Genomic DNA, 26,769 nt, shown 5'->3' on the forward strand with positions numbered 1-26,769 from the left:
GGGTGACCGCCGGTCCCCACACGTGCGGGGTCAGTCGGCGGTGCCGGCGCGGTAGATGCGGGCCCACCGGTTGTAGAGCCAGCGGCCCACGCGTATGCGCTTGCCGGTGGCCTTGCAGCGACGGCAGTCCTTGCCGCGCTTCTGACGGCCCTTGCGGTCGGTCTTCATCTGGAAACCCCAGCCGTTGCACTTGCGGCAGCTGCCGAACGGCGAGGACGCACACACCGCGACGTAACAGAACGTCACTCCAAGAATCAGGGTGATAGCGAGCAGGGCAGGGGTCATCACGGGCCCTCCCGGGCGGGTTTCTGGGGTTTCCGCAGGTGGGCCGCTATCTGCTAGCGGCCTGATCAGAGCAGGTTTGAGGCGCTAGCGGGGTCGCTAACGTTAGCGGGGTGTGCCGCTAGCGTTAGCGACCCCGGAGGATCAGCCCGCGTCCCGCTTTCCATCACGCTCCGCAATCGCGGCGGTGATGTGGGAGCGGTCGATGCCGCGCCGGTTGACGACCTTGCTGTCCACGCGGCGGCCGACCTGGATGGTGGCGATGCCGTGCGGCTTGAGGGCCGCGTTCAGCGCGTCGGGGTCCCATCCGTCGTAGACCTCGGGCCGCAGTTCGGCGAGCCGGGAGGTGACCGTCTCGGACCACACCTTGGTTTCCTTGGCGGGGACCACGGCGAGGATGTCGGCGAGCAGGTCGTATCCCGCGCTGACGCTGGTCTCCGGTTCCTGCCCGAGGGCGTATCCGGCGAGCGTGCCGGCCTTCTCGCGGACCGCGCGGGCTCGTAGCGCGATGGTCTCGGCCAGCACCGAGTTGACGTTCACGGACCGCACGATGCGGGCGTCCGATCCTTCCCCGACGAAGTAGCAGATGCCCTTGTCGGCCCAGCTGAACATGGTGGCCCGCACACCCCGCTTGTACGAGGACGTGCCCAGCACCATGTCGTTCTCCAACTGGCCCATCACCTTCAGGCACCACCGGGCTGACGCGTTCGCGCTGATCCCGGTGGGCAGCGACTTGGCGTCCGGGCGCTGCGTGGCGAGCAGCAGCACGATCCCCGTGGCAGGTCCCCGCTTGACCAGGTCGGTGCAGATCTCCTCGAACTCCGCGCCGTACTTGGGGTGTTCGAACCACTTCTGGCACTCGTCCACCCCGATCACGATCGGGTGCAGACCCAAGCTCGGCTTGTCGGCCAACTCCGAGGTGACCTTCGACTCGGGGCAGATGTCCCGGGGCAGGGAGCGGATCACCTTGGCGCGGCGGCGCAGTTCGCCGCGGACCTCGCGCATGTCGGCCAGTGCGTATTCGAAGTCCTCCTCGTCCTCACCGGCGCGATGGCGATAGGCGACCGCCTCACCGACCGGATCAAGGTCGCCGGTGCCCTTCATGTCGTAGGTGTGCAGCTCCGCCCGCGGGTCCAACGCGGCGATGAGCATGAGCAGCCTGAGCAGGAAGGTTTTGCCCATGCGCGGGATGGCGCCGATGACGCCTGCGATGTACATGAGGGTGATGTCGACCCAGCGTCCGCGCTGGTCGGTGGCGAACGCGGCGGGCTTGAACAGATCCACTGTGCCGGTCTTGGCCAGCGGCCACGCGGGTGCCTTGGTCTTGGACATGTCCTGATCCCCGACCCACAGCACCAACCGGCCGGTGTGCTCGTCCGGTACCGCTTCGGGCCATACGCAGCCGAGCGGGCGGCGCAGGCCGGAGGCGAGGCGTTCCCGGCGGTCCATCACGTCCGTGACGGTCACCCCGTACGGGAGGTCGCCCTCCGCACGCCAGCCGGGACCATCGCGGGTGATCGGCGCGGTGAACGCGAACCCGTCCCGCCCCTTGCCCTGCGCCTGGTTGATGGCGGGGATGCCCAGCGAGCCGAGCGCACGCAGCACGATGTCACTGGTGAGCTTAACCGCCTTGGGCAGTTCCACCGCCTGGTGGATGACCGGGTCGTCGGCCCTGCGTCCGGCGAAGCCGAGCGCGAGCGTGATGGCGCCGACAGAGACGGCCTGCAGCCACTCGGGGGCCAGGACGTAGAGGGCGAGTGCGGAGCCGAGTCCGATGAACATCGCCAGCACGGCGACCAGGGTCCGCAGCCGGACCCGTCCGTCGCGCTGCCGGGACAGTTTCAGGTACTCGGCCGCGTCCTCGCGCCGGACCGCGGCGAGCCGCACCGGTTCGCCCTCGCGGTCGGCCACCCACCGCATCGTGGCGCCCACGAACTTCGCGGCACCGGTCGGCGCCTGGAAGGTGAGGCGGGCGGCGTAGACCGGGGAGCGCAGTGCGTGGTAGCCGACCGAGTGGGCGTAGTGCCGGGCCACCCACGCGGTAGCGGTCTTCAGTTCCGCGAGCGACTTGAGCCAGACCGGGACGACCGGACGGCGCCGCGCGGCGAGCAGCCGACCGAGGTAGCCCGGACCGACTGCCTTCACGGCCGACTGGTCGACCATCACGGGTACGGTCGGGTCGCCCGACTCGGCACCCAACCGGTCCGCGCCGGAGTCGGCCGACGGGTCGGCGTCGGGTCGGGCAGTCGAGTCGGCCGACTCGCTGCGGGCGGATCGGGCCTTGTCGAGGTCGACCACCTCGCCCCCGGTCGGGGCGGGCGGGTCGGTCATCTCGGCTTCCAGCCGGTTGAACAGTTCGTTGTCGTCGTCGGGGTGATTCACTGAGGTTCCTTCCACTTTCGGGTGTGAGGGAGAGCGGGCCCGGTCGTCGCTGTAGGAGGTGGGCGGCCGGGCCCGTGAACTGATGATGAACGCCCTACTGGGCGGTAAGGGGGACACTTTGTACCCCCTTGCTGAGGGGTACGGTTCGTACCCCTCAGCGATCAGGCGGTGGGGCGCGGCTCAGGGCCGCGGGGCTCGTAGCTGAAGCAGTGGCGCTCGGGGCCCGGCCACAGCAGGTCTCGGTGACCTTGCTCGTAGCCGTGGCAGTTGAGGCACTGGCGGGCATGACGCTCGTCGGCGCGGCGCTGAAGGTCGGCGAACTCTTCGTCGGTCACGTTTGTCTCCGGTGGGTGAGGACAAGGTCAGGCGGCGCATTGTTCTTCGAGGGCGATGCACAGTCCGCAGATGCCGTACGAGGTGGGGATGCAGTAGCCGACGTCCAGTCGGCAGCTTGGGCAGGTGCGCCGGGCGAGCATCGCCAGCGCGAGCGCGCCCCACTTGCGCGACGTCATCGGGCGGACCGGCTTGGCCAGATCCTCGCGGTAGAGGTACGCGACGCGGACACCTCCGGCGCGCCGGTTGCCTCGCATCACCTGTGCCGCGATCGGCTGTCCGCCGGGCCGTAAGCCGTTCGCACGGAGTTGGCGACGGGTCGCCAGACCATCCGGCGCCAGACGCCACGGGTAGGTGGGCACCCCGTGAAGCGCGCCGGTCGGGTCGTAGCACTTCCCCCAGACCGCGGACATCAGGCGGCCTCAGCCGTCGGCGTCTCGCCCTGCGAGTCGTCCACGGAGTGCAGTAGGCGGCCGTCCGCGCGCTCGGTCTTCAACGCGTCCCGGAGCTTGCGGGCGTTGGCAGCCGAGCAGTGCACCGCGGTACGGATGGCTTCGCCGTTCAGCTCCGCATCCGTCCACGATGCGGTGAGCGTGCGAGCCTCGCTCAGCAGCTCCTCAAAGGAGCGCTGCGGGGCGCCCTTGGCCTTCGACTTGGCCTGTCGGGGCGGGCGCTGCTTGGGCTCGGACGGTGGTGCCGGCCGATTCTCCACCGGGGGCGGCACAGGGGCGTCTTGCTCGGTGCCGGGGGTGAGGTCGCCCATGCGCAGCATCACTCGTTCGCGCCGCGGGGTCTTCGTGCGCCACGTGCGGCCGTAGCGCTCGCGCAACTCCGCGCGGGCCAACTGCCGCTCCTTCTCCCGCGCCAGTGCCTCGCTGTAGGAGGTGATCTCCCACAGCGTCATGCGGCGCCACAGCGCGAAGGTGGAAGGGAAGGCGAGCAGCCAGCGGGAGAAGCGGATCTTCTCCATGCGGCGGCCGGTGGCGGCGCCGATCCGCACGGCGTAGATGTGCGCGCCGATCTCGGAGAACACCACCCACAGCAGCGGCATCGTGCCGTGAGCGACCTTCGCCCACACCTCGTGTCCGGCAGCGACGTTGAGCCCGCAGGTGATCAGGGTGAGGATCCAGGGCACGAACCGCACCCACGCCAGCGCCATGTCCATCCGGATCAGGAGCAGGTTGGCCACGGTGAACACCGGGATAGCCACGTCGATACCGACCGGCAGCATCCACGGCGAGGTGAAACCCCACCGGGCCGCCGCCTCAGAGACAGCGGCGAAGGAGGAGATCAGACCGAGCGCGCCGACTCCGGCCGCGGCGAACGCACCGATACCGGCGAGCCCCAACTCAGGCTTCGTCAGCGGCGGCACGCCCGGACGGTCGATGGGTTGCGTCGTCATGCCGCACCCCCGACCAGCGCCGGGGCGACGATGTCCGCGTAGCCCATCAGGTGCACCGTGGCGCCCGCATGGTCGACGCTCGCGTGCAGGACACCCGTCTGTCCGTCGTTCTGCTCGCGGTAGGTCACCACGTCCGAGACGATCCCCAGTGCCTCGCGCCACATCTCGAAGCCGGTCAGGTCATCGTAGAACGTCAGCTCCAGCCGCTCCGGGTAGATGGTGGTCACGTGCACGGTCGGAGCAGGCAGGTGCCCGAAGTCCACGGTCAGCAGACGCAGCGTCCGCAGCGGCGCGGCCAGATCGTCCAGCGTCAACGTGTCGCTCATGCCGCACCTCCGGCCGTGATCAGGGCGGCGAGGATGAGCAGGGCGCCGCCCGCGCAGGTCAGGTCGACCGCGCGGCGCAGGCCGGTGAACTTGGCCACCGCGATACGGGACAGGCCAGCGATGTCTGCGGCCTGGTCGGTGGCGAGGGTGGCGGTGATCTGTTCGGCGGTGAGCGTGGCCCACAGCGGGAAACCGTGCCTGCCACTCAGGTTCGGGCGCACCGACCGCAGCAGCAGACCGGCCGCGCCAACCATCAGCGCCATCCCGAGACCGCCCGCGATGCAGGCGGGGAGGGTCAGCGGCATGTCCTTGGCGACCGTCCATGATCCGGCGAGGACCGCACCGACGAACGCGAGCAGGAGACCGGTCTTGGTGTCGGTCCGTGCGATCTCCGCTTTCACCTCCGCGTGAGCGGCGGCGAGCATGGTGTCCTGGGTACTCATAGGGCACCTCCGCGCAGCGGCGGGTTGACCAGACCGGTCATGGCGGTGATCTCGTCGCCCGTCAGGACGGTGCGCTCGTCCACGGCGTGTGCCACGGTGCGGATCTCGCGCCACAGGTGGCCGACCTTGCGCCGCGCCATTCCGCGCACCATCCCCCAGGACTTGCCGCTCTCGGGGACATGGTCGCGACCGAGTTGGAACCCGTGCTGCGCGAGCAGGTCGATGGCCAGCTCTCGGTCGTGGTCGGCCTCGCAGGCGGCGGCCCGCTCGGGGGTCCACAGGCCGTAGGCCATCAGGTAGAGGATGTGGGTGAGCGGTCCGGCGGCGCACTGCGCGGCGAGCTGCCAGGCGTTGGTGTCCTGCGACTGCCAGGCGGTTTTGCCGGTGACCGCGAAGCGGCCGGGCTCCGGCTGCCAGGCGATGACCTCGGTCGTGATGACGTGCATGCCATACGCCAGGGACAGCACCGCATGACCGGCCTCATGGAACGCCATGCCCAACCGGGCCTGCTCGTAGCTCAGCGGCATGTCGGCGTAGGCGCGCGGCTTGCCGGTGTGGTCCGCCAGGTCCTCAGCGGTGGGGGCCAGAGTCCTCATGCCGCTACCCCCTTGCGGACCATGCGGCGGCGGGCGGGGCGGACCAGCGGGATGACGTCGAACAAGTCCGGGTTGTCGGCGATGACCTGCGCGGCCATGCGGATCAGACTGTCGGGCAGGCCCGGGTTGTCGGCGAGGATGTCGCGCGCCGCGTCCTCACGGGCCGCGCGCTCTTCCTCGGTTTCGCCCTCGACCCCGAGCCACAGCTCAACCGGGGTGCCGAGCGCCAGTTCCGCGAAGTCCTCGGGGGTGGTGGCCTGTTGGCGGCCGATGTACGTACGCATGGAAGATCTCCGAAGGATGGAGGGACAGGGAAAGCCGGGCCGGCCGCGGTGATGTGGTGAGAGGCGACCGGCCCGGTAGTGAGGCGGCCCCATGCCGCTCAGAGCGGGAAGGGCGGCGCCCCGGCCGGGAGTCGAACCCGGCCTTCGACCATCGGGGTAGTTGAATCAGCGGCTCGTCACGGCCGTGTGCGGATGCGGGCGGGGAGGACGGATCGGCAGCGGCGGCTTGGTCTTCTCGTGCTCAGCGCTGGCCATCAACGGCCGCCCCGCACACGAGCGTTGTCCGCGCTGCGCTTGTTCGCTTCAGCCGTCTTACGGGCCAGTTCCGCCCGCTCCGCATCTGTCAGACTGGTGATCACAGGTGCCTCCAGACCAGGTGCCTGTACGCGGTCCCCCGGGGTGCAACCCGGGGGACCGCTCTGTGTGTGGAGCCTTTCTGTCCGACTCCCCGCACTCCCGCCTGTACGTCCCGCGCTCAGCGCAAGATCGGACAGGCGGGAGAGGCAGCCGGCCGCGGCGCGAGGCGCTGCGAGACCAGAAGGACCGGGGACTTTCGCGCGGGCGCCGTCGGCCGGTCCGTCCGGCGGCGCCTGGGTATGTCGTCGGTTCACACCGACCTCCCGCAGAGAGCAGGGACACACGGCTTCACCGGTCCGCCGTTGCGCGGCGGACCGGTCCCGAGCCGAGGGAATCGGGTACGTCATCGGCCGTCACCCGGGCCGCTGCGGGGACGGGGACTCACACCCCGTCAGTTAGGCACGCTGTTTAGTTCTCAAGGAACGACAGGCATAGGGCCCGCGGCGTGCGGCCGAAGCCGCCTTCCTGCCGGGCAATCCCAAACCGGGTCTTGCAGGTCAAGCACTTGCGAACGCAACCGGTGAAGCCCTTCCGGGTCCCCTGTACTGGCCTGACTTCAGATTGACCTAGGTCAATCTGACTGTCAAGAGGATACGAAGAAGGATCAGAGATTGACCTAGGTCCGGTTACTCTCGATGCCATGGACCAGAGCCCCGAAGCGCCCAAGCAGACGCCTACGGCCAAGGAGATTGCGACGGAGTTCCGCGAGAAGATCACGGGCCCCGATCGCGAGTACGAGCCGGGGGACCAGCTCCCAGCCGCTCGCAAGCTCGCCAAGGAACTTGGCGTACAGCTCATGACTGTTCAGAGCGCGTTCGGCCAGCTCCGTGACGAGGGACTGGTTCTCACTCAGCAGGGCCGCGGAACGTTCGTCCGCGATCCTTCTGTGCCCCTCGGCACCGAGCCGGGCAGTAGCCCCGCGTTCAGCGCTTTGGCGGCAGAGCTCAGCACGATTCATGACGCCCTCCACTTGCTTGGGGAGCGTCTAGATCGGCTTGAGCGGCTCGTGGGCAGCGAGACTCCACCCTCGCCGTGAGTTCGTCCGCGCGCCTCAGCAGTCCTTCGACCTGGACGCGCGCCTCGCTCAAACTCGCTTTGATCAAAGCGAGTTCAGCAGGAGTCATGCCTTCCAGCTCGCCGCTTCGCTCATTGATCCCTGACATGCCAATGAGCATGTAGCCGGGAACGGCAGAGGACCCGGACAGACTGTCCGGGTCCTCTTTCCTTGCAGGTCAGGAGAGTTGACGACTCGTTATCGGATGGCCTTATCGACCGTGTCGAGCACGGTCGACCATGGGAGTACGCGCCCCGCCGGCGCTTCCCGCGGCTCATACAGCGGCCACACGTCCGGGCCCTGGACGACGTGCACACCTCCGGCGCGAAGAGCCTCGATGTGGCGCTGCCACGCCGGGTGGCGAGCGTGCGCCGCGTTCACCCGAGGGAAGACGACGACGGGCAAACCGAGAGTGCCGATCGCCTCGCCCACCTGCGTCAGCGCCTGGTTGTCCATCAGGCCCGTCGCGAGCTTGGCCACCATGTTGGCTGACGCTGGAGCTACCACGTAGCAGTCAACCGGCGGGTGCGGTCGGGCCTCGCCAGGCAAGCGTGGTTCATCGCGCACGGGCATGCCGGTCAGCTTCTCCAACTGCTCGACCTCGCCACTCATCCGCAGCCACTGACCTGCGGTCGGCGTCAGAGTGACGGCCACCTGCCATCCGCGCTCCATCGCGGGCTCAACCAAGCCAGTGCGCAGATCCTCTACGCCTCCGGCCGCAGACCCGACGACTCCGAGCACCCCGCGCTTGCCTGAACTCACTGCACCGCCCTGCATCGTTGAGCCATCACGAACACCTCGGACGAACGCGAGCCACCGGTGACCGGAGACTGTTTGATTAGGTCCCGCAGCGTCTCGCGCACCCTGGGATTGTTGCGCACGAGCTGTGGCGACGTGCGCTCAGCCGTGCGGAGTTCCGTAAACGCTTCGTCGCCTTGTCCGCTGAGCGACAGAGCACGTGCGAAGTCGATGCGGTGCGACACGCTGCGTTCCTGGGGCATGTGGTCGACGTCGATCCGGCCGTGCTCCACCACGTACGACACGTTGTCGAGGTCCAGCTCCACCGACAGACGGTGAAGCAGGACGTTCGTGGGCCCAAAGCAGGTCTGCCAGTAGTTCTCATCCGAGCCTAGGCCAGCTGCGAGCGCCTCGGCTCGATCCAGCAGGCCGGTTGCGGTGGGCCGGTCCTGGTGGCGGGCCGCTGCCACAGCGGCCCGCAGATGGATCATCCCCAGCAAACTCAGTGCCGCGGGGTCGTTGTCGGTCACCTGAGACGAGAGCCATGCAGCGGCCGTGTTGCCCAGCTCCAATGCGTCGTCGTATCGGCCGTTGGCCAGCAGGGCGTGCGTGCCGGACCGTGCGGCGGACGCCAACACGAGCGGGTCGTCAGACTCGTCTGCGGCCCGCATCGCGCGCTCGGCAGCGAGCCATGAGATGTCCGATTCGCCGATCTTCGCGAGCGTCGTCGCTGCGAGGTGGTGGGTACGGGCCGACACTGCCCAGCAGTCGCTACGGTCCTCGCCACGCCGCACGGCTCGCTCCTCCAGCTCTTGCGCGGTCTGGAGGAGCGCGGGAAGCGCGGCGATAACGCTGCCGAGCCGCCCGCCCTGGTAGTCGTTCCATGCGTGCTCCACACGCACGGCCGCGGGCGCTGGTGTGGGGAGCTGCACCTCAGCCTCAGGGCCGAAGAGTAGACGAGACAGCCGGCGCGGGCTCATCAGCGCGTCGCGCACGGCCGGAACGTCGTCCTGCTGCTTCTCGTCCTCCATGAGCACCGTCTGACCAAGCAGGTCCCCAAGGGGCACGCGTAGGATGCGCGACAGCTCTGCGAGCATGTCGATGCGGGGAGGCTTCCGGCGCCCCGTCTCGATCTTCGCCAACCAGTCAGTGCTACGCCCCACCAGACCGGCGAGCACCTCTTGCGTGTAGCCGCGGCGCTTTCGGTAAAACGCAATGCGTTCACCGAGGCTGAGGTGATCTCCTAGACCACGCATTACTTGCTGCCTCCTGCGGGTAGGGGCCCATCTCACGGTACAGAGTCTGTGATAGGGCAGGTAGTCGGCCCTGCCCTGCTATGGCCCTGTTCGTTCCCGAGCCAGAACAAGGGTGAGCGGCTCATGGCGAAGGGACCCGGACACATTGTCCGGGTCCCTTCGCCATGAGCTCGCCGTGAGTCGGACACGAGTGACAACGGTGAGCGCAGCTTGTGAGGATGACTTGACTCTGAGCGGGCGCCAGCGTGCGGGAATGGGCCCTCGCAAGTGATCGTCAATTGGTGCCGTCGCTCGCGATCCTCACCGCGGCCGACGGTGGGCGTGCTGATGTGACCTAGCCTGCGGTTGGCGGGAACGGGCCCCGCTTCATAGATGTGCTGAGCAAACGCGTCGCCTAAAGATGACCACCCCGCCAGTGTGCTCCGCTCACTGGAAAAGATGCGCCTATCCTTCGCTCCTGTTGCCATCAATCTTCGACAGCTCCTCACGGGCCGCATCCAGCTGCCTTCGAACTTTACTGGCTGTGCGGGAAGAGGATTTACCAAGGCGGGCATGAACAGCAGATAAGCGCTCAAATTGGGCAACTGCATCACGGGCGCGGCCTACGGACAAGAGTGTCTTGGCCAGCTTTCGTTGAACTGCCAAGGTGTCTCTGTGGTCGTTACCCAGTATCCTTTCATAGCTGGAAATGGTCGATTCATACAACTCGATACTCCGATCGGTCTCACCGAATTCGAGATAGTTATCTGCAAGCGTCAAGCGTGAGTCGATCGCCCGCCGACCATCTCTTCCGTGGACCTCTTCAAGCCCCTTTGTAACTGCGATTCTCATCCTGATGCCGTCTTGGATTTTCCCTGCGTTAAGTAGCGCTCCAGCTAGCTGCGCCTGCACGTCGAATACCATGGAGCTTTGCCGCATGTTCTGATTACGCTTCACGATCTCTTCGAGGAACTTTACCTCCTGTTCGTAATCGGTCGCCGATCGACATACCTGCGCTAGCTTGTTAAGGATCACTAGCGCTTGTCGACTGTTTACGCCGGCTGAACGCTCGTGATCTACTAGCACTCTGTGCAGTATCTGCACGGCCCGATCCCAGTCCTTGGCAGCCATGTACGAGTCAGCCAGCCTACTTCGCGCCGCTACAGTGTCTGGGTGGGAAGGTCCTAGGTCTCGCTCCTTTCGACTCACGAGTTCCTCGAAAATATCTACGGCCTTGTCCGCCTGTCCGCGGGCATGATACGAGTCAATGAGGAGGTTACGGGCTGTTTCTATTTCTGGATTTGCCAATACCAAAGGGGCGAGCATCTCGACCGAGCGTCCGTGTTCACCGATCGCCATATAAGCTTGAGCGAGAGCATTGATTCTCGAAACAGCTTCGGGGGAGCTAAGGTCAACCATCTCCACTGTATTGCCGACAAGGGCCTCAAGAACCTCTATCGCCTTTGACGTTTCCCCAATCTTCAGGTAAGCGTCAGCGACTTTCTTTCGAATTCGCAATACGTTAGGGTCGTCCTGCGCAGGCGCTTTTCCGAGATCTTCCAGTATTGTTTCAATTACTTCCATCACCTCCCCTGGTTTACCTAATATTTTCATCAGATCAACAAGGTAAAATGATGCGGAAATGGTGTCGCGGTGGCGGGCGCCAAGAAGACCAATGCGTTCTTGATACACGGTCCGCATGAGTTGAAAGGATTCCTCATACTGTCCCGCTCTTGCATGGGAGTGAGCAAGGTTGTATTTCGATGTAAGGGTTACTCTGTTCGTTTTTCCTAGCACGCGCTCGCGATCGGAAACTACATCTTTTAGAATGCTCACGGACTTATGTGGTTGGCCGATATTTCGGTAAGAGTTTCCGAGGGTATTACGGGACGCAAGAGTGTCTGGATGATCCGACCCTAGTGCGTACTCTCTGCCTCGCACCACTTCCTGCAGAATTTGGTGAGCCAGCCTGCTGTTGCCGTCAATAAGATATGAATTAGCCAAGTTATTGCGCGTCGCTAGGGTGTCGGGGTGCAGAGTTCCCAGGAGCCGCTCTCTGTCGACCAGTACGCCCTGGTGTATTTCTAGTGCCTCTTTGGTCATCCTCAAGTAGGCATAAATATTGGCTAGCCCGTTCCGCATGGAAAGTGTCGTGGGGTGTGAGTCACCGTAGAGTGTTTCTGCTATGTCAACTGACAATGCAGCCTTCGATAGGGCAGACGTTCCTTGATTCTGTCCGCTTAGGAACATCCCGTACTCAGAAGTGACGTCAAGAACTTCCGGGCCGTACAGATCTGGTGACGTCAGTGACAGGAGGGATTCGGCGTGCGATGCCAATTCTCTCCAGCGTGGCCAACCATCCACGTTGTTAATTGGGTCGCCTGGAAGCGCCTCCCTGAGTAGTTCCGCCGCAGATCGATGCAAGCTGCCGATTGCCTCGGAGTCGCCATCACCGTCGGGTGTGCGAGTAATCGCTTGGACCAGCCTATGGAGGCTGATGAAGTCCCTATCCATTGTGATCATGCTATATGCGTTGAGGAGGCCTAGGGCTTCCGCAGTTGACAGCGGGTCGCTATGGAACCCAATTACTAGATCGCGAGGGATGTTATCGGGAGCGAACCATGCCAGTAGGCGCAGTATTCGAACTGCAAGGGGACTAGACTCACCGATTGCTTTGAGAGTCAAGTGCCAAACGCGAGCAACGGTTCTTTCATGTTCGCCGCTTCCTGCAGGAGTCGCGAACATTCGAGACGGATATTTGTGAAGCAGATCGAGGTATTGGCTACTGCTGAGGGCGTTCTGGTGAATGTAGGCGGCCGCTTGCTCGACTGCCAGTGGTAGGAAGCCGAGCTCTTCGGCCAGTTTCTCCGCTGCCGAGCGCGCGAGCTCCCCCTCTTCTTCTGTAATGCTCAGCAGGAGCTCTAGAGCGGCCTCAGGTGGAAGAACATCTAGACGCAACGGCCGTGTAGTTAAATGGTGCCAACCGGTAGCCAGCCGAGTGGTAATGAGGTGATGCCCATTCCGGAGGCGTCCAATTACTGGAGAGAGGTCACGCGGATCGCTAGCGTTGTCAAATATGAGAAGCCAGTCGGTATGTGATTGCAGCCAGTTGATTGCCCATTCGTAATGCGAATTCCCTTTTGTGGGCATAGAGCTTAGGCTCGGGCTGAGATGTGTAGCTAGTGATCCAAGGCCGGTTGCGATTGAATCGGAATTATCTGCTGGAATCCACCAAACGAGCGAGTATTCTTCGCGGTGCCGATGAGCGTACTGCAGGGCTAGGGAACTTTTTCCCACTCCGCCTAAGCCGTGGACGGTCTGAGTTATTACTCCCGCCCCGGACTTCATTGCAGCTTCGAGGCGGGCGAGTTCGCTTGCACGTCCAACGAAGCGCGGATTCGCCGGTTGTGGGAGATTATTAAGGCCGCGAGCTGCTGAAATCTCAGAAGGAGCAGGAAGCGTGCTGGGTTGAAGTATCGTCGTCACGACGGCGTCTCCGTGGATATTCTCCGCCGCTATGGAACGGGAACCTGCTGCTTCGATCTGGTAGTGGCGTTCCACGCTTTCGGTCGCCTCTCCTATTTCATGGCCTGGGAGTTGTGTCCCCGGTACTGGCTCCGCCGTGGATAGTGTGCGCAGCGATTGAGCGTTCCCCGGATGCGGTGATAGCTATGCCGGAGGCTCGCACCATGGCTGCCAGTTCCCGGAAGAGCGCAGCGTCGTCGGTGATCACCTTTCGGATCTGCATACGCAGCGCCGCCTCTGCGTCGCTATCTCCAGGGTTCACCGCCAAGTCCTCCACTGCGGCTGTCAGCGGTGTGGAATCTTCACGCCTGCCCAGCATGCGCCACAAGAGGCGTTGCCCCAGGGCGACTGTGGCGTCTGCCGTAGCGTCTTGCGCCCGTGTCAGCACTGCCGTTCCGTACGCCGCAACTGCGGCGGTGACGTACGGCGTGACCTCGGCGGACACTGCGAGCGGGTCCATACATATACCTCTCACGACCGCGAACAGGGGGTTCGGCTCTCACCTAATTGCGAGCCTAGTTGCTGCACAGTCACTTCCGTGGCTGAGTGAAGGAACCGGCCCGTTGTGGGGCCGTCTGTGGGCCGTCCAAGGGCGGCCCACAGTGACCAACAACGACCAATGACAACCGTCCGAACAGAGGCCAGCGCTGCGTCGACGTCGATCGCGCGAGGTCGCTCCGGGCCGCCGCCACTTCCTCCGCAACAAGCGCCAGGAGTGGGAGGAGTACCGCTCCGAGGTGACGGCGTTCGAGCTGCGGAAGAACCTGCCGGTGCTGTAAGCGCAGGTCATGGCGGGAATGCCGCCACTGCGATTCTTGGGGTCGACGGTCACCTGCCGTCGGCCCCGGGCTGTTTTCCGGGGCGGGCCGTCTGCGGAGCCGGAGCCGGCGGTGTCCCGGAGCGGCTCAGTGCAGGCGGGGGAGTGCGTCGCGCGCCGCCCAGCTCACCGTCCGCAGGTCGAGGGCGAACTGCTCCCGATGTGCTGCGGGCAACGGGTCGAGGAGGAACTGCTGCACGTTCTCCGCGTGTATACGGGCCGCCCGCACCACGACCTCCTCTCCCAGTTGCGTCAGGCTGACCAGCCGTCCTCGGCGATCGCCCGGATTCTCGTCGCGGGTCACCAGTCCCGCCACTTCCATCCGGTCCACCAGCCGTGTCGCCCCACCCGTGGTGAGGACCCGCTCCCGGGCGAGGGAGCTCATCGGAATTCCCCGCCCGCCGGCCCGGCCCAGGATCAGCAGTACCTCGAACATCAGGTGGCTGATCCCGCATTTCTCCTCAAGGGCCCGCCCCAGGATGTACTCCAGCCGGTTCGCGGCTCCCTGTAGCCAGCCGAACGCCAGCACCAGCTCGTCGTTCGCCGCCTGCTCGGCCGTAGCGATCTGCTCGTCCCGTGCCACCGCCCCACCCTTTCTCACCTCGGTCATGGCGCAGACGCGCCGCTGCTCATGATCCCCCGTGGCGAAAGGCGAGCCGTACCGGTCCACCTGCCCCGTCGAAGAATCTCATCGCGGGAATACCTGACAAGACAGATACTGTTGTGTCAGGCAAAAGGCCCGCGCAAGGCGGGGCGGGGTCCACTACTGGGAGGCAGAGCCTCATGAAGCTCATCTACGTCTTCGATGCCTACTGCGGCTGGTCGTACGGCTTCGCGCCGACGCTGACCGAACTCGTTCGCCGCCATCCCGACCTGGACGTGGAGGTGGTGTCCGGCGGTCTGTTCACCGGCAGGCGCCGGGTGCCGGTCCGGGAGTTCGGGTACGTCCAGGGCGCCAACGCCAAGATCAGCGAGTCGACCGGGGTCGGCTTCGGGGCCGGATACGAGCGGCTGATCGCAGACGGTTCGTTCGTGATGGACTCGGAGGCTGCCGCGCGGGGTGTGGCCGCGTTGCGGCAGACCGCGCCCGACCGCACTGTGGAACTGACCACGGCACTGCAGCACGCGTTCTACGTGGACGGCATGAGCCTGTCCGATCCGGCGACCTACCGCGCGGTCGCCGAAGCGGCCGGCCTGGCCCCGGACACCGTCGTCGGCGCGTTCACCTCACCGGGTTCGGCCGCCGCCGCGAAGGACGACTTCGCACGTGCGGCCCAGCTGGGCGTCCAGAGCTATCCCACCCTGCTGGCCGTCCAGGGCGCCCGCACCGCGGTCCTGGCCGTCGGCCACGCGGGCGTCGACGAGACCGAGCAGCGTATGGACGCCCTCACGGCCACGCGCTGACCGCTCCTCCTCTCCTCCTCGCACCCTCTTCACCGCACACCATCCCTTCCTCTCCTCCTGCGAAGGAATCACCATGAGCACGCTCGACTTCAAGGTCATCGACCTGGACTTCCCCGTCGGCTCGAAGAACAAGACCGCCACCCTGATCACCGGCGAGGAGCAGGCGTTCCTGATCGACGCCGGCTTCACCCGCGCCGACGGCCACCGTCTGGTCGCGGAGATCCTCGACTCCGGCAAGACGCTGACCAAGGTCTTCGTCAGCCACGCCGACCCCGACTTCTACTGGGGCGCCGAGGTCGTCGCCGACGCCTTCCCCGAGGCCGAACTCGTCGCCACCCCGCTGGTCATCGAGCACATCAGGGCTGCCTACGAGGGCAAGCTCAAGGCCTGGGAGCCGGTCGGCGTCAACCGCCCCACCCGGCTGGTCGAGCTGACCGACCTGACCGGCGACATCACCTTCGAGGGCCATGTCTTCCACCTCAAGGGCGGGCACTCCGGTCTGCCCGACCGGCACTACCTGTGGCAGGCCGAGCACCGGGCCGTCGTCGCCGGCGTCCTGCTCTTCCAGAACGAGCACGTCTGGGTCGCCGATACCGCCACGCCCGAGTCGCGCGCCGTATGGATCGAACTGCTCGACGAGATGACAGCCCTGGACCCCGCCTTCGCCGTCCCCGGACACCGCCTGCCCGCCGACACGGTCGACGCGAGCCCGATCGCCTACACCCGTGACTACCTCATCGCGTTCGAGGCCGAGCTCGACAAGGCCGACAGCGGCGAGGCGCTGACCAAGGCCCTGGTCGCCCGCTACCCGGACTCCGGGATGCTCATCGCCGCCCAGCTCGGCGCCAAGGTCGCCAAGGGCGAGATGACCTGGGGCTGACCACCACTTGCCGCGGCCGGTGCGGGCGCCGGTGCCCTCCTCTGCTGTCCCCGAACTGCCCTGACGTTCCACAGAAAGGCCACCATCATGAACGCGACAGCCGACTTCGACACCTCCGCCGTTCCCGCAGACGTGGTGCGTCGCCAATACCTCGCCTCGGCGCACGGCGATCTCGAAGCCCTGCGGGCCACGCTGGCCGACGACGTGGAATGGACCGAGATGGCCGGCTTCCCGCTGGCCGGCACCTACCGCACGCCCGACGGCGTCACCGCCAACGTGATGGAGCAGCTGGTCAAGGAGTGGGACAACTGGACCGCCCACGACGACACCTATGTCGTCGACGGCGAGAACGTCGTGGTGCTGGCCCGCTACACCGCCACCAACAAGGCCACCGGCAAGAACATCAACGTCCGCGTCGCCCACCACTTCATCGTCCGCGGCGGCCGCATCGTCCGCTTCGAACAGTTCGTGGACACCGCGCAGGTCCGCGAAGCCATGACAGTCTGACGCCCCCTCACCACACAGAACCGGTCCGGGCCAGGCCCACGGAGCATCGCGGTGTTGTCCGACAGCGTCTCTGTCTGCGGCCGCTGCAAGCCGCGCACAAACCAATAACCGGTGTGCTGTGGGACGGCATCAGATCCCGGACTCGTCAGTACGGCAGAACCAGCTCGGCGCGTACGGTCTTGCCGGTCGGTACCCGGTCCAGGATCTCCCACCGGTCGGCCAGCGCCTCGACGAGCAGCAGGCCCCGGCCTGCAACGGCCGAGCTGTCCGGGGCGGCGAGCGTCCCGGGGCAGGGCGGACGGCACTCGCCGCGCGTGTCGGAGACGTCGATGCGGAGTAGGCGCGCGGCGCCGGGCGGTGCCTCCCCGCGCAGCGTGAGTGCGAGTTCGAAGTCGCGTCCCGGTACGCGGCCGTGTGTGACGGCGTTCGCCGCCAGCTCCGCGACGAGGAGTGCGGCGTTGTCGGAGGCCGCGGATCCGTACGGGATGCCCCAGCGGTGCATCCGGTACAGCGCGAGCTGCCGGGCGAGGCGGGCGCCCAGCGGAGTGGAGCTGAACCGCTGGGTGAACATACGTACGGTAACCGGGGTTCGGTGGGGGGCAGTTGGGCTCATGACCTCAATCTCTGGCGCTCCTTGCCCAGTTCACCAGGTCAGCCACCCGTACGCGGGCGCAGCGTACGGGTTCACGGAATGGACAGTGGGGGTAACCGTCCGTGACCATGGGTGAGTTGGCGGCGTTGAGGGGCGTGGGTGAACGGAGGTCCTGGCATGGTCGACGGTACGGGTGGTGGGGCGGGTGCCCTGGGTTGCGGTGGCAGTGGCGGGGAGCCGGAGGTTTCCGACAGCCTCAAGACGTTCGGCGAGGTCGTCAAAGCCTTCCGGAAACGGGCGCGCCTGACGCAGGAGGAGTTCGCGCCGAGGGTGCGGTATTCGGTGCCCACGGTGGCGTCCATCGAGCAGGGTCGCCGCTTCCCGACGTCGGAGTTCGTGGAGCGGGCGGAGGAAGCGCTCGACGCGTTCGGCGCGCTGCGGGGGGCGGCTCGGCATCTGTCGCGCCAGCCCGGGCTGGCCAGTTGGTTCCGGCAATGGGCGCGGCTGGAGGCGGAGGCGGTAAGTCTCTATACGTACGAGTGTCGGTTGATCCCGGGGTTGTTGCAGACAGAGGCGTATGCGCGCACGCTGTTCGTGAACCAACTGCCGCCCTTGTGCGATGACCAGATCGAGGCCCAGTGGGCGGCGCGGGCGGAACGGCAGCGGCTGCTGCGGGAGCGGCCGAACACGGCGTTCAGCTTCATCCTGGAGGAGCATCTGTTCCTCCGGCGGACGGGTGGGGCAGAGGTCACGCGGGAGTTGATCGACCATGTGGCGGAGCTGGCGGAACTGCGGAATGTTGAGGTTCAGGTGATGCCGCAGGTGCAGGAGAACCATGCTGGCCTGCACGGCTCCATGCAACTGCTGGAGACCCCCGAGAACAGGTGGCTCGGTTACTGCGAGGGGCAGGAGACCGGGCAGTTCATCCCAGATCCCAAGGTGGTCAGCACGCTGCAAATGCGCTATGCCAGGATGCGCTCACAGGCCTTCTCCTTGAGTGACTCTCGGGCCTTGTTGCAGCGGATGCGAGGAGCGGTATGAGCGCCACAGAGCTGAACTGGTTCAAGAGCAGCTACAGCAGCAGCGGTTCTGGTGATTGCGTCGAGGTAGCCCTCTCCTGGCGCAAGTCCAGCCACAGCAGTGGCGGTTCCGGCGACTGCGTCGAGATGGCCGCCTGCCCCGGCACCATCCACCTCCGCGACTCCAAGATGGCGCGCGGGCCCCAACTCGCCGTCTCCCCAAGGACCTGGGCCAGCTTCGTGACGTACGCGGCCAACAGCTGACATCGCTTGGAACTGTTGCGTGCGGGCAGGTTGACATGTGAGGGGACGCAGGGGGTATTGGGTCGCGGGGCGGTAGTGTGTTCGAGACTTGAACGGCACGCCGTGTGAACCTCGGTGGCGGCCGCGACGGGCAAGCCGTCCGTCGGAACCGCCTGCACGCGACCTCTGAGAGTGAAGCTGATGAACGTGTCGATCGGCGGCAGACGGCTGCGGAGCCGGGCCACCATAGCAACCCTTGTCTTAGCGATCGCCCTGACAGCCGGGTCCGGGCCGAGTTACGCGGCCCCGGGCGACCCCGAACCGCGGGGCGACCAGTCGATCGAGGACATCCACGCCGAACTGGAAGGCCTCTACCGCAAGGCGGAGGTGGCCACCGAGGCGTACAACGCCGCGGACGAGAAGGCGACCAAGCAGGAGAAGCGGCTGACGTCGCTCCGCAAGGGGCTGGCCCGTACCCAGAGCCGGGTGGACGATCTGCATGACCTCTCGGGTGCGGCCGCCCGGACGCAGTACCGCGGGGGCAATCTCGCCGCCACCGGTATTCAGTTGCTGCTCGGCGACCACCCGGACCATGCCCTGGACGAGGCGTCCCAGGCCCGCCAGGCCGTGCGAAGCCTGGTCAACGTCTCCGAGACGCAGAAAACCGCCCGCGCGGAGCTGACCCGGCAGACCGACGGTGCCGCGAAGGAACTGCGGGAGCTGAAGAGCAGCCGTACGGACAAGGCCGAGGCGAAGCAGAAGATCGAGGGGAAGGTCGCCGAGGCCGAGCAGATCGAGGCGGGGCTCAAGAAGGAACAGGCCCGCGAGCTGGCCCAGTTGGAGAAGAAGAAGGCGGAGGAGGCCGAGTCCAGGTGGACGGGCTCCGGTTCGGGATCCGGTTCGGGCGGCGGCGGTGGCGGTGGTGGCACCTCGACCGGGACCGGCTCGGGCACGGCCGGCGGCGGGACGAAGGCGACCGGAGCGGCCGCGAAGGCCGTCGACTTCGCGATGGCGCAGATCGGCAAACCGTACGGGTGGGGTGCCGTGGGCCCCTCGGCGTACGACTGCTCGGGGCTCACCTCCGTGGCGTGGGCACGGGCGGGCCACCCCATACCCCGTACGTCGCAGGCGCAGTGGGCGGGAGTGACCCGGGTCAGCCTGTCGTCCGCGCGGCCCGGTGATTTGATCATCTACTTCAGCGACGCCACGCACGTGGGCATGTACATCGGGGGCGGGAAGATCGTCCACGCCCCGCGGCCCGGACGCACGATCACGACCGCGCCGGCCGCCTCCATGTCCGTTCTCGGCGTCGTCCGACCAGGAGCCTGAGCAGGATGTCCCACTCTCTGACCCCCCGTGACCAGGGAAACCTGCCCGTACTCAGCGCACCGCCATTGATCCGTCTCGACGCCTACGTGGCTGAGGACGGGTCGACGGTGGTCAACGGCCATCTGCTGCAGATGGGCGGCAGGCGGCCGCCCAACGAGGCGATCCTCGACGCCGTCGCCATGTTCTCCCGCACCGTCGGCGCCCCGGTGGCGGCCACCGTCATCGACCGCACCGTGATGCAGGTGGCGCGCCTGCGGGTGTACCCCGACGGTTCGAGCCGGACCATCGCCGAGGAGGACGACCTGCCTCCCGGCCTCGAACGCACCGCCGCGGAAGAGGAGGCGTTCCCGCCGCTCGCCCGCGTCGAGCGCATCATCCAGCACGCGCAGCACGAGGAGCTGCACGCCGCGTTCGTCCTCGCCAGCGCGCTGCGGGAACACCTCACGCTGCGCAGGGGCGCGGAGGACGAACTCTCGCTGGAGGCGCGGGCGATCGAGGCGTACCTCGCGTATCTGCGCGACGACTACATGCTCTCCATCACCCTCGCGCTGACCGTCGCACGCATCCGCTGCCGCACCGACCTGAACCGGGCGGCGCCCGATGTGGCGCGCGCCACCGCGGCATGGCAGCGGCTGCTGGACGAGGGGCAGGTGGCCACCCGGGGACAGGAACTGCTGCACATGTGGGCGCGGCTGTCCGCGGAGGGCCTGTTGGTGGAACCGTCCCACCAGGCCATGGCCCAGACCGTCCGGAGCCGGCTCCAACAGGGCGCACGGCCCGTACCGGCCCCGGCCGCGGTACCGGCCCTGACCGCGGGCCAGGGGCCGGGGCCACTCGCGCCCGAGGACAAGCCCCTCAAGCCCACGCGACGGGGCCTGCGGCGTTTCACCCGGCGGGCAGGCCGGGCCGCCGGGTCATCACCCGAGAAACCCTAGAACGGGTTACGCGGGTTACTGCTGCTCCGCCTGTTCCGTCAGCAGCCGGTGCAGGGGCTTCGCGGCCCGCTCGCGGTACTCCTGGATGGCCCAGCCGTTGCCGTCCGGGTCGGTGAAGTGCATGAACGTGCCGCCGTCCTGGGGGGTGTACTGGGCGGGCTCGCTGAGTTCCAGGCCCCGCGCGGTCAGTTCCTCGTACGCGGCCTTGGCGTCCGCGACGACCAGTTGCATGCCGTGGTAGGTGCCCGGCTGCGGGGTCCCTGACGGGTTGGGTATCCCCTTGGCGAGGGCGATCGAACAGCCGGAGCCGGGGGGCGTCAGCTGGACCACGCGGGCGCCCGGCATCACCTCCGCGTCGAGGTCGACGTGGAAGCCCACCTTGTCCTGGTAGAAGGCCTTCGCCCGGTCGATGTCGGCGACCGGCAGTACGATCACTTCAAGGGCCATGTCCATGGAACGACTCCTTCGTCGTGCGCGATCCGTAGGTACGCGCGTATGTACGCGATCTGTATGTACACGAGGGCTCTCTTGGGGCCCGTGTCCGAACTGCTCAGGCGTGTGAGGGCTCGGTTGCGGCGACCGATTCGGCCGCGGCGACCGTTTCGGAGCGTTCGCGGCGTGTCCGCTCAAGCCCCCAGGCGCCGAGCGGCCCGAGCGCTTGGTTGAGCGTGCGCCCGTGCTCGGTCAGCGAGTACTCCACCCGCGGCGGCACCTCGGCATAGACCTCCCGGTGGACGAGACCGTCCTCCTCCATCTCACGCAGGTGCTGCGTCAGCATCTTCTCGCTCACTCCCGGCAGACCGCGACGAAGCTCGGCGAAGCGGCGTACGCCATAGGCGTCGAGTTCCCAGAGGATCAGGCCCTTCCACTTGCCGCTCACCACGTCGAGCGCGGCGTCGATGCCGCAGATGTAAGGCCCGCGTCTCGGCGCCCTGGCCATCGTTGCCCCCTTACGAAAAGGTAAGTACCGCAGAAAATAGTGCGTACTTCCCAGCCTAGTGCTGCTCTCCGAGCATGGAGGGGTGAACGAACAACAGAACGACACCAACCACACCACCAGGCAGAACAGCGCTGTCACCGTGATCGGACTCGGCCCGATGGGGCAGGCGATGACCCGCACCCTCCTCACCGCCGGTCACCCGGTCACCGTCTGGAACCGGAGCGCCGGTCGGGCCGACGGCGTCGTCACCGACGGAGCGACGCTCGCGGCGACACCCGTCGAGGCGGTCGAAGCGAGTGACCTAGTGATCCTCAGCCTCACCGACTACCAGGCGATGTACGACGTCCTCGACGGCGCCGCCGAATCCCTCGCCGGCCGGACACTGGTCAACCTGAGCTCCGACACCCCCGACCGCACACGCGAGGCAGCGGCCTGGGCGGCGGGTCACGACGCGGCCTTCCTCACCGGAGGTGTCATGGTTCCCGCGCCGATGGTCGGCACGGAGGCGGCCCATGTCTATTACAGCGGCCGCGGCCAGGTGATGGAGAACCACCGGGCGGCGCTGGCACCGCTCGGCCCGCCGAAGTATCTGGGCGAGGACCCGGGCCTCGCCCAGATGATGTACCAAGCCCAACTCACGGTGTTCCTCACCACGTTGTCCGCACTGATGCAGGCCACCGCGATGCTGGGTACCGCGGGAACGAAGGCCAGGGAAGTGCTGCCGGAGCTGCTCACCACCGCCGACTCGATCGGCGCCATGCTGAGGGCCGGCGAAGAGAACCCCGGCGCCGCGCTGGACGCCGGAGAGCATCCCGGCGACCTCAGTACGGTCACCATGATGGGTGCGACGTCCGACCACATCGTCGAGACCAGCACGTCACTCGGCCTCGACCTGGCGCTTCCGCTGGCCGTCCAGGCCCACTACCGGCGCGCGATCGAGGACGGACACGGCAAGGACAACTGGACCCGCATCCTCGACGGCATCCGAGCGCCGCGCTGACCAGACCAGACCAGACCCGAGACAGCCGACCCGTGTCCAAGCGCTTCCCCCGGCCTCTGCGGTTAGGCTCAGAGCCGTACGACCTTGATCGGGTGGGATGACGGAGGCGAGGCCGGGCATGACGGTGCCGGGGCGCAGGAGCAGTACCTTCTCTCGGCTGCTTCGGCACGGTTTCACCGATCCGTCGGCCGCCGAGCGGCTGCTGGACAGCCCGGAGCTCGCGGCCGTGACGAACGACCCGGTGCTGCTCGACGCGCTCGGTGCCACCGCCGACCCGGATCTGGCGCTGCAGGGGCTCGTACGGATCGTCGAGGCGCAGAAGAGCAGCGCCGGGCAGCAGGAACTGCTCGACACGCTGATCGCGGCGAAACCGCTGCGCGACCGGCTGCTCGGGGTGCTCGGCGCGTCCGACGCGCTCGGCGACCACCTCGCGCGCCACCCGCTCGACTGGCAGGCCCTCGTGACGTACGAGCCGCAGGATCTGCACCCCGGCATCACCGAGTTCGAACGCGGTCTCGCCGAGGCCACCGACCCCGTGTCGCTGCGGGTCGCCTACCGGCGGTGCCTGCTGTCCATCTCCGCCCGGGACGTGTGCGGGACCATCGACGTCACGCAGGTCGCCGCGGAGCTCGCCGACCTCGCGACCGCGACGCTGCGGGCCGCGCTCTCCCTCGCCCAGGCCGCCGCGCCCGAGGACGCCGCGATGTGCCGGCTCGCGGTGATCGCGATGGGCAAGTGCGGCGGCCATGAGCTGAACTACGTGTCCGACGTCGATGTCATCTTCGTCGGGGAAGCCTCCGACGGAACCGACGGAGCCGACGAGGACAAGGCCCTGCGGGCCGCCACCCGGCTCGCGGCCCATCTGATGCGGATCTGCTCCGAGACCACCGTCGAGGGGTCCATCTGGCCCGTCGACGCCAATCTGCGGCCCGAGGGGCGCAACGGGCCGCTCGTGCGGACGCTCAGCAGCCACCTCGCCTACTACCAGCGCTGGGCCAAGACCTGGGAGTTCCAGGCCCTGTTGAAGGCACGGCCCGTCGCGGGGGACGCCGAGCTGGGGGAGAGTTACGTCTCCACCCTGGCACCGCTGGTGTGGCAGGTCGCCGAGCGGGACAACTTCGTCGCCGACGTGCAGAAGATGCGGCGGCGGGTCGTCGAGAACATTCCGCCCGCCGAGATCGAGCGTGAGCTGAAGCTCGGCCCCGGTGGGCTGCGGGACGTCGAGTTCGCCGTGCAACTGCTGCAGTTGGTGCACGGTCGCGTCGACACGTCGTTGCGCAGCGGAACCACACTGGCCGCCCTGAAGGCGCTGGCCGCGGGCGGCTACGTGGGACGCGTCGACGCCGTGCAGTTCGACGAGGCCTACCGGTTCCTGCGGTCCATGGAGCACCGCATACAGCTCTTCCGGCTGCGGCGCACCCATCTCGTACCCCAGGACGAGGCCGACCTGCGACGTCTCGGACGGTCGCTCGGGCTGCGGAACGATCCCGTCACCGCGCTGAACCGTGAGTGGAAACGGCATGCCGGTGCGGTGCGGCGGCTGCACGAGAAGCTCTTCTACCGGCCACTGCTCGACGCCGTCGCCCAACTCGGGCCGGACGAGAACCGGTTGAGTCCGGGAGCGGCGCGCGAACGGCTGGTCGCCCTGGGGTATGCGGACCCCGCCGCCGCGCTGCGGCACCTGGAGGCGCTGGCCTCCGGTGTCTCCCGCAAGGCCGCCATCCAACGGACCCTGCTGCCCGTCCTGTTGAGCTGGTTCGCCGATTCCGCGAACCCGGACGCGGGGCTGCTCAACTTCCGTAAGGTCTCGGACGCGCTGGGGAAGACACCCTGGTACCTGCGGCTGCTGCGGGACGAGGGCACCGCCGCCGAGAACCTCGCCCGGGTACTGTCCGCCGGACGGCTCGCGCCCGACCTGCTGATGCGGGCGCCCGAAGCCGTGGCCCTGCTCGGGAACGGGACCAGCGGCGGGCTCGTACCCCGTACCCGGGCCCAGCTGGAGCAGGAGATCCTCTCCGCGGTGGGACGGGCCGGCACGGGCGAAACCGCGGTCACCGCCGCGCGTGGCGTACGGCGGCGGGAGCTGTTCCGTACGGCCGCCATCGACATCGTCAGCTCGTACGGCACCGAGGAGACGCCGGCCAACCCCGACCAGGGCGCGCTGGTGGACCTGGTCGGGAGCGCCATCTCGGACCTGACGGCGGCGACGCTCGCCGGCACCCTGCGGGCCGTCGTCCGGGACGGCTGGGGCGAGACACCGCCCACGCGCTTCGCCGTCATCGGCATGGGGCGGTTCGGGGGCCACGAGATGGGTTACGGGTCCGACGCGGACGTGCTGTTCGTGCACGAGCCCCGGGAGGGCGCGGGCGAGGAGGAGGCCGCCCGGGCCGCCAGCTCCATCGTCTCCGAGATGCGCAGGCTGCTGCAGATCTCCAGTGCCGATCCGCCGCTGCTGATCGACGCCGATCTGCGGCCCGAGGGCAAGTCGGGGCCGCTCGTACGGACGTTGAAGTCCTACGAGGCCTACTACCGCCGGTGGTCGCTGGGGTGGGAGTCGCAGGCGCTGCTGCGGGCCGAAGTCGTCGCCGGGGACGAGGAGTTGGGGCGGCGGTTCCTCGACCTCGCCGATCCGTTGCGGTACCCGGTGGAGGGGCTCGGGGACGACGCCGCGCGGGAGATCCGGCGGCTGAAGGCCCGGATGGAGTCCGAGCGGATGCCCCGCGGGGCCGATCCGACGCTGCACACCAAGCTGGGGCGGGGCGGGCTGTCCGACGTGGAGTGGACCGTGCAGTTGCTCCAGCTGCGGCACGGGTGGGCGGAGCCGGGGCTGCGGACCACCCGTACGCGCGAGGCGCTGGCCGCCGCGTGTGCGGCCCAGCTGATCTCCGGGGAGGACGCCGCGACGCTGGACGAGGCCTGGGTGCTCGCCACCCGGGTGCGGAACGCCGTGATGCTGGTGCGGGGGCGGGCGGGGGACACGTTTCCGTCCGACGGGCGGGAACAGGCTGCCGTGGGGCGGTACTTGGGGTACGGGGCCGGGCACGCGGGCGACATGCTCGACGACTATCGGCGGACGACCCGGCGGGCTCGCGCCGTGGTGGACGAGTTGTTCTACGGGGCGTGACGCCGGAAGGGCTGCCGGCCCGCTGACCGACCGACCCGCCGACCGACCCGCCGACCGACCCGCCGACCGACCCGCCGACCGACCCGCCGACCGGCGGGCCCGGCGCTCAGGCCTTGTTCGGCAGCAGCGGGCTGTCCTTGCCCCGCGCCGAAGCCTTGGTCTTGCCCTTGCCCTCGGCCTTCGCCGGGACCAGCTGGGGAAGCATGTACGGCAAGGCGCCGTACCAGAGCCTCGCCACCGCGAAGCCGAACGCCAGGCACGCCATTCCGCCCACCGCGTCCAGCCAGAAGTGGTTGGCCGTGGCGACGATGACCACCAGGGTCGCCGTGGGGTAGAGCAGGCCCAGGACCCGCACCCAGGGGACCGAGGCCAGCGCGAAGATCGTGAGGCCGCACCAGAGGGACCAGCCGATGTGCATGGACGGCATCGCGGCGTACTGGTTCGACATGGTCTTCAGGTCGCCGGAGGCCATGGAGCCCCAGGTCTGGTGCACCACGACCGTGTCGATGAAGTCGTTGCCGTTCATCAGGCGCGGCGGGGCCAGTGGATACAGGTAGTAACCGACCAGGGCCACACCTGTAGTGGCGAAGAGGACCATGCGCGTCGCCGCGTAGCGTCCCGGGTGGCTGCGGTAGAGCCACACCAGGACACCGAGGGTCACCACGAAGTGGAGCGTCGCGTAGTAGTAGTTCATGCCGACGATCAGCCAAGACACCGAGTTGACGGCGTGGTTGACGGATTCCTCCACGGCGATGCCGAGACTGTGCTCCGTCCGCCAGATCCAGTCGGCGTTCTCCAGGGCCTGGGCCCGCTGCTCCGGAACGGCGTTACGGACCAGGGAGTACGTCCAGTAACTCACCGCGATGAGCAGGATCTCGAACCAGAGCCGAGGGCGGCGGGGCGTACGCAACCGCCGCAGGAGACGGTTTCCCACGCGACCGTTCGCCTCGTCCGCGACGGGCTGTGGAGGGTTTTGCTCCTGGCCTTCCAACGCCGTCACGGTGCTCTCACCCATAGGGGCA

The 26,769-nt window shown here is 67.4% G+C and carries 28 protein-coding genes and 1 pseudogene; 11 read left to right on the forward strand and 18 right to left on the reverse strand.

The annotated features are described in order from the left end of the window. Positions 1 to 30: 30 nt before the first annotated feature. From AB0D14_RS29635 to AB0D14_RS29675, 9 genes are all read right to left on the reverse strand, one after another. Positions 31 to 285 carry a hypothetical protein gene (locus tag AB0D14_RS29635; protein WP_362785102.1) on the reverse strand — a complete coding sequence of 85 codons (255 nt, stop codon included), beginning with the start codon at positions 283 to 285 and terminating at the stop codon, positions 31 to 33. A 141-nt stretch (positions 286 to 426) separates the two neighbouring features. After that, positions 427 to 2,664, reverse strand: a complete 2,238-nt coding sequence (locus AB0D14_RS29640; protein ID WP_362785105.1) for a cell division protein FtsK — start codon at positions 2,662 to 2,664, stop codon at positions 427 to 429. Between the two features lie 161 nt (positions 2,665 to 2,825). Continuing rightward, positions 2,826 to 2,999 carry a hypothetical protein gene (locus AB0D14_RS29645; protein WP_362785108.1) on the reverse strand — a complete coding sequence of 58 codons (174 nt, stop codon included), beginning with the start codon at positions 2,997 to 2,999 and terminating at the stop codon, positions 2,826 to 2,828. Between the two features lie 27 nt (positions 3,000 to 3,026). Next, complete coding sequence (locus AB0D14_RS29650) at positions 3,027 to 3,410, reverse strand: RRQRL motif-containing zinc-binding protein (RefSeq protein ID WP_362785111.1); 384 nt, start codon at positions 3,408 to 3,410, stop codon at positions 3,027 to 3,029. Beyond that, on the reverse strand, positions 3,410 to 4,399 hold the full coding sequence (locus tag AB0D14_RS29655; RefSeq protein ID WP_362785113.1) for a DUF2637 domain-containing protein: 990 nt from the start codon (positions 4,397 to 4,399) through the stop codon (positions 3,410 to 3,412). Before AB0D14_RS29655 ends, AB0D14_RS29650 begins: the two co-directional genes overlap by 1 nt. Continuing rightward, positions 4,396 to 4,725 (reverse strand): hypothetical protein, encoded by a 330-nt coding sequence (locus AB0D14_RS29660; RefSeq protein ID WP_362785116.1) that lies wholly within the window; start codon positions 4,723 to 4,725, stop codon positions 4,396 to 4,398. The genes AB0D14_RS29655 and AB0D14_RS29660 overlap by 4 nt, the downstream gene beginning before the upstream one ends. Further along, a complete protein-coding gene (locus tag AB0D14_RS29665) occupies positions 4,722 to 5,168 on the reverse strand; it encodes a Pycsar system effector family protein (RefSeq protein WP_362785118.1) in 447 nt (148 codons plus the stop codon). The genes AB0D14_RS29660 and AB0D14_RS29665 overlap by 4 nt, the downstream gene beginning before the upstream one ends. Continuing rightward, on the reverse strand, positions 5,165 to 5,764 hold the full coding sequence (locus tag AB0D14_RS29670) for a hypothetical protein (RefSeq protein WP_362785121.1): 600 nt from the start codon (positions 5,762 to 5,764) through the stop codon (positions 5,165 to 5,167). The genes AB0D14_RS29665 and AB0D14_RS29670 overlap by 4 nt, the downstream gene beginning before the upstream one ends. Further along, positions 5,761 to 6,048, reverse strand: a complete 288-nt coding sequence (locus tag AB0D14_RS29675; protein ID WP_362785123.1) for a hypothetical protein — start codon at positions 6,046 to 6,048, stop codon at positions 5,761 to 5,763. Before AB0D14_RS29675 ends, AB0D14_RS29670 begins: the two co-directional genes overlap by 4 nt. A gap of 997 nt (positions 6,049 to 7,045) precedes the next feature. Between AB0D14_RS29675 and AB0D14_RS29680 the strand changes: the two genes are divergently transcribed. Next, positions 7,046 to 7,441: a GntR family transcriptional regulator gene (locus AB0D14_RS29680; RefSeq protein WP_362785126.1), complete on the forward strand. Its 396-nt coding sequence runs from the start codon at positions 7,046 to 7,048 to the stop codon at positions 7,439 to 7,441. Positions 7,442 to 7,657: 216 nt separating this feature from the next. On the opposite strand, the gene AB0D14_RS29685 is transcribed toward AB0D14_RS29680, so the two are convergent. The 4 genes from AB0D14_RS29685 to AB0D14_RS29700 form a co-directional block, all read right to left on the reverse strand. Continuing rightward, positions 7,658 to 8,236 (reverse strand): flavoprotein, encoded by a 579-nt coding sequence (locus tag AB0D14_RS29685; protein WP_362785129.1) that lies wholly within the window; start codon positions 8,234 to 8,236, stop codon positions 7,658 to 7,660. Continuing rightward, positions 8,218 to 9,453: a helix-turn-helix domain-containing protein gene (locus AB0D14_RS29690; protein WP_362785131.1), complete on the reverse strand. Its 1,236-nt coding sequence runs from the start codon at positions 9,451 to 9,453 to the stop codon at positions 8,218 to 8,220. Before AB0D14_RS29690 ends, AB0D14_RS29685 begins: the two co-directional genes overlap by 19 nt. A 444-nt stretch (positions 9,454 to 9,897) precedes the next feature. Then, the gene (fxsT, locus tag AB0D14_RS29695; RefSeq protein WP_362785134.1) at positions 9,898 to 12,993 is read right to left on the reverse strand and encodes an FxSxx-COOH system tetratricopeptide repeat protein; all 3,096 of its coding nucleotides are present in this window, start codon (positions 12,991 to 12,993) and stop codon (positions 9,898 to 9,900) included. Between the two features lie 22 nt (positions 12,994 to 13,015). Next, entirely contained in the window at positions 13,016 to 13,417 is a 402-nt protein-coding gene (locus AB0D14_RS29700; protein ID WP_362785137.1) for a hypothetical protein, read from the reverse strand. Positions 13,418 to 13,649: 232 nt separating this feature from the next. Between AB0D14_RS29700 and AB0D14_RS29705 the strand changes: the two are divergent. Then, positions 13,650 to 13,736 (forward strand): annotated as a pseudogene (locus AB0D14_RS29705) (glutamine synthetase); the annotation flags it as partial. Positions 13,737 to 13,862: 126 nt separating this feature from the next. On the opposite strand, the gene AB0D14_RS29710 reads toward AB0D14_RS29705, so the two are convergent. Beyond that, on the reverse strand, positions 13,863 to 14,384 hold the full coding sequence (locus tag AB0D14_RS29710; protein WP_362785140.1) for a MarR family transcriptional regulator: 522 nt from the start codon (positions 14,382 to 14,384) through the stop codon (positions 13,863 to 13,865). A gap of 173 nt (positions 14,385 to 14,557) precedes the next feature. On the opposite strand from AB0D14_RS29710, the gene AB0D14_RS29715 reads away from it, so the two are divergent. From AB0D14_RS29715 to AB0D14_RS29725, 3 genes are all read left to right on the forward strand, one after another. Continuing rightward, the gene (locus tag AB0D14_RS29715) at positions 14,558 to 15,178 is read left to right on the forward strand and encodes a DsbA family protein (protein ID WP_362785142.1); all 621 of its coding nucleotides are present in this window, start codon (positions 14,558 to 14,560) and stop codon (positions 15,176 to 15,178) included. A gap of 73 nt (positions 15,179 to 15,251) precedes the next feature. Further along, a complete protein-coding gene (locus AB0D14_RS29720) occupies positions 15,252 to 16,058 on the forward strand; it encodes an MBL fold metallo-hydrolase (RefSeq protein WP_362785145.1) in 807 nt (268 codons plus the stop codon). 87 nt (positions 16,059 to 16,145) lie between these two features. After that, on the forward strand, positions 16,146 to 16,565 hold the full coding sequence (locus tag AB0D14_RS29725; protein ID WP_362785148.1) for a nuclear transport factor 2 family protein: 420 nt from the start codon (positions 16,146 to 16,148) through the stop codon (positions 16,563 to 16,565). A gap of 145 nt (positions 16,566 to 16,710) precedes the next feature. Here the strand turns inward: AB0D14_RS29725 and AB0D14_RS29730 are convergent, their stop codons facing one another. After that, positions 16,711 to 17,178 carry an ATP-binding protein gene (locus AB0D14_RS29730; RefSeq protein WP_362785151.1) on the reverse strand — a complete coding sequence of 156 codons (468 nt, stop codon included), beginning with the start codon at positions 17,176 to 17,178 and terminating at the stop codon, positions 16,711 to 16,713. 156 nt (positions 17,179 to 17,334) lie between these two features. On the opposite strand from AB0D14_RS29730, the gene AB0D14_RS29735 reads away from it, so the two are divergent. The 4 genes from AB0D14_RS29735 (at position 17,335) to AB0D14_RS29750 (ending at position 20,683) form a co-directional block, all read left to right on the forward strand. Beyond that, entirely contained in the window at positions 17,335 to 18,198 is an 864-nt protein-coding gene (locus AB0D14_RS29735) for a helix-turn-helix transcriptional regulator (RefSeq protein WP_362785154.1), read from the forward strand. Next, positions 18,195 to 18,440 (forward strand): DUF397 domain-containing protein, encoded by a 246-nt coding sequence (locus AB0D14_RS29740; RefSeq protein ID WP_362785156.1) that lies wholly within the window; start codon positions 18,195 to 18,197, stop codon positions 18,438 to 18,440. Before AB0D14_RS29735 ends, AB0D14_RS29740 begins: the two co-directional genes overlap by 4 nt. Before the next feature lie 180 nt (positions 18,441 to 18,620). Beyond that, on the forward strand, positions 18,621 to 19,748 hold the full coding sequence (locus AB0D14_RS29745; RefSeq protein WP_362785158.1) for an NlpC/P60 family protein: 1,128 nt from the start codon (positions 18,621 to 18,623) through the stop codon (positions 19,746 to 19,748). Between the two features lie 5 nt (positions 19,749 to 19,753). Further along, positions 19,754 to 20,683 carry a hypothetical protein gene (locus tag AB0D14_RS29750; RefSeq protein ID WP_362785161.1) on the forward strand — a complete coding sequence of 310 codons (930 nt, stop codon included), beginning with the start codon at positions 19,754 to 19,756 and terminating at the stop codon, positions 20,681 to 20,683. A gap of 15 nt (positions 20,684 to 20,698) precedes the next feature. Here AB0D14_RS29750 and AB0D14_RS29755 read toward each other — a convergent pair whose 3' ends face one another. Together AB0D14_RS29755 and AB0D14_RS29760 are read right to left on the reverse strand one after the other, a co-directional pair. After that, a complete protein-coding gene (locus AB0D14_RS29755) occupies positions 20,699 to 21,136 on the reverse strand; it encodes a VOC family protein (RefSeq protein WP_362785163.1) in 438 nt (145 codons plus the stop codon). Between the two features lie 97 nt (positions 21,137 to 21,233). Next, positions 21,234 to 21,623, reverse strand: a complete 390-nt coding sequence (locus AB0D14_RS29760; RefSeq protein ID WP_362785166.1) for a helix-turn-helix domain-containing protein — start codon at positions 21,621 to 21,623, stop codon at positions 21,234 to 21,236. A gap of 82 nt (positions 21,624 to 21,705) precedes the next feature. On the opposite strand from AB0D14_RS29760, the gene AB0D14_RS29765 reads away from it, so the two are divergent. After that, positions 21,706 to 22,623: an NAD(P)-binding domain-containing protein gene (locus AB0D14_RS29765; RefSeq protein WP_362785168.1), complete on the forward strand. Its 918-nt coding sequence runs from the start codon at positions 21,706 to 21,708 to the stop codon at positions 22,621 to 22,623. A 118-nt stretch (positions 22,624 to 22,741) separates the two neighbouring features. Beyond that, entirely contained in the window at positions 22,742 to 25,747 is a 3,006-nt protein-coding gene (locus AB0D14_RS29770) for a bifunctional [glutamine synthetase] adenylyltransferase/[glutamine synthetase]-adenylyl-L-tyrosine phosphorylase (RefSeq protein WP_362785171.1), read from the forward strand. Positions 25,748 to 25,853: 106 nt separating this feature from the next. On the opposite strand, the gene AB0D14_RS29775 is transcribed toward AB0D14_RS29770, so the two are convergent. After that, on the reverse strand, positions 25,854 to 26,762 hold the full coding sequence (locus tag AB0D14_RS29775; RefSeq protein ID WP_362785173.1) for a phosphatase PAP2 family protein: 909 nt from the start codon (positions 26,760 to 26,762) through the stop codon (positions 25,854 to 25,856). Positions 26,763 to 26,769: the final 7 nt, after the last annotated feature.

Origin of the sequence: Streptomyces sp. NPDC048484 (assembly GCF_040651415.1) — a bacterium.
Taxonomy (GTDB): Bacteria; Actinomycetota; Actinomycetes; order Streptomycetales; family Streptomycetaceae; genus Streptomyces.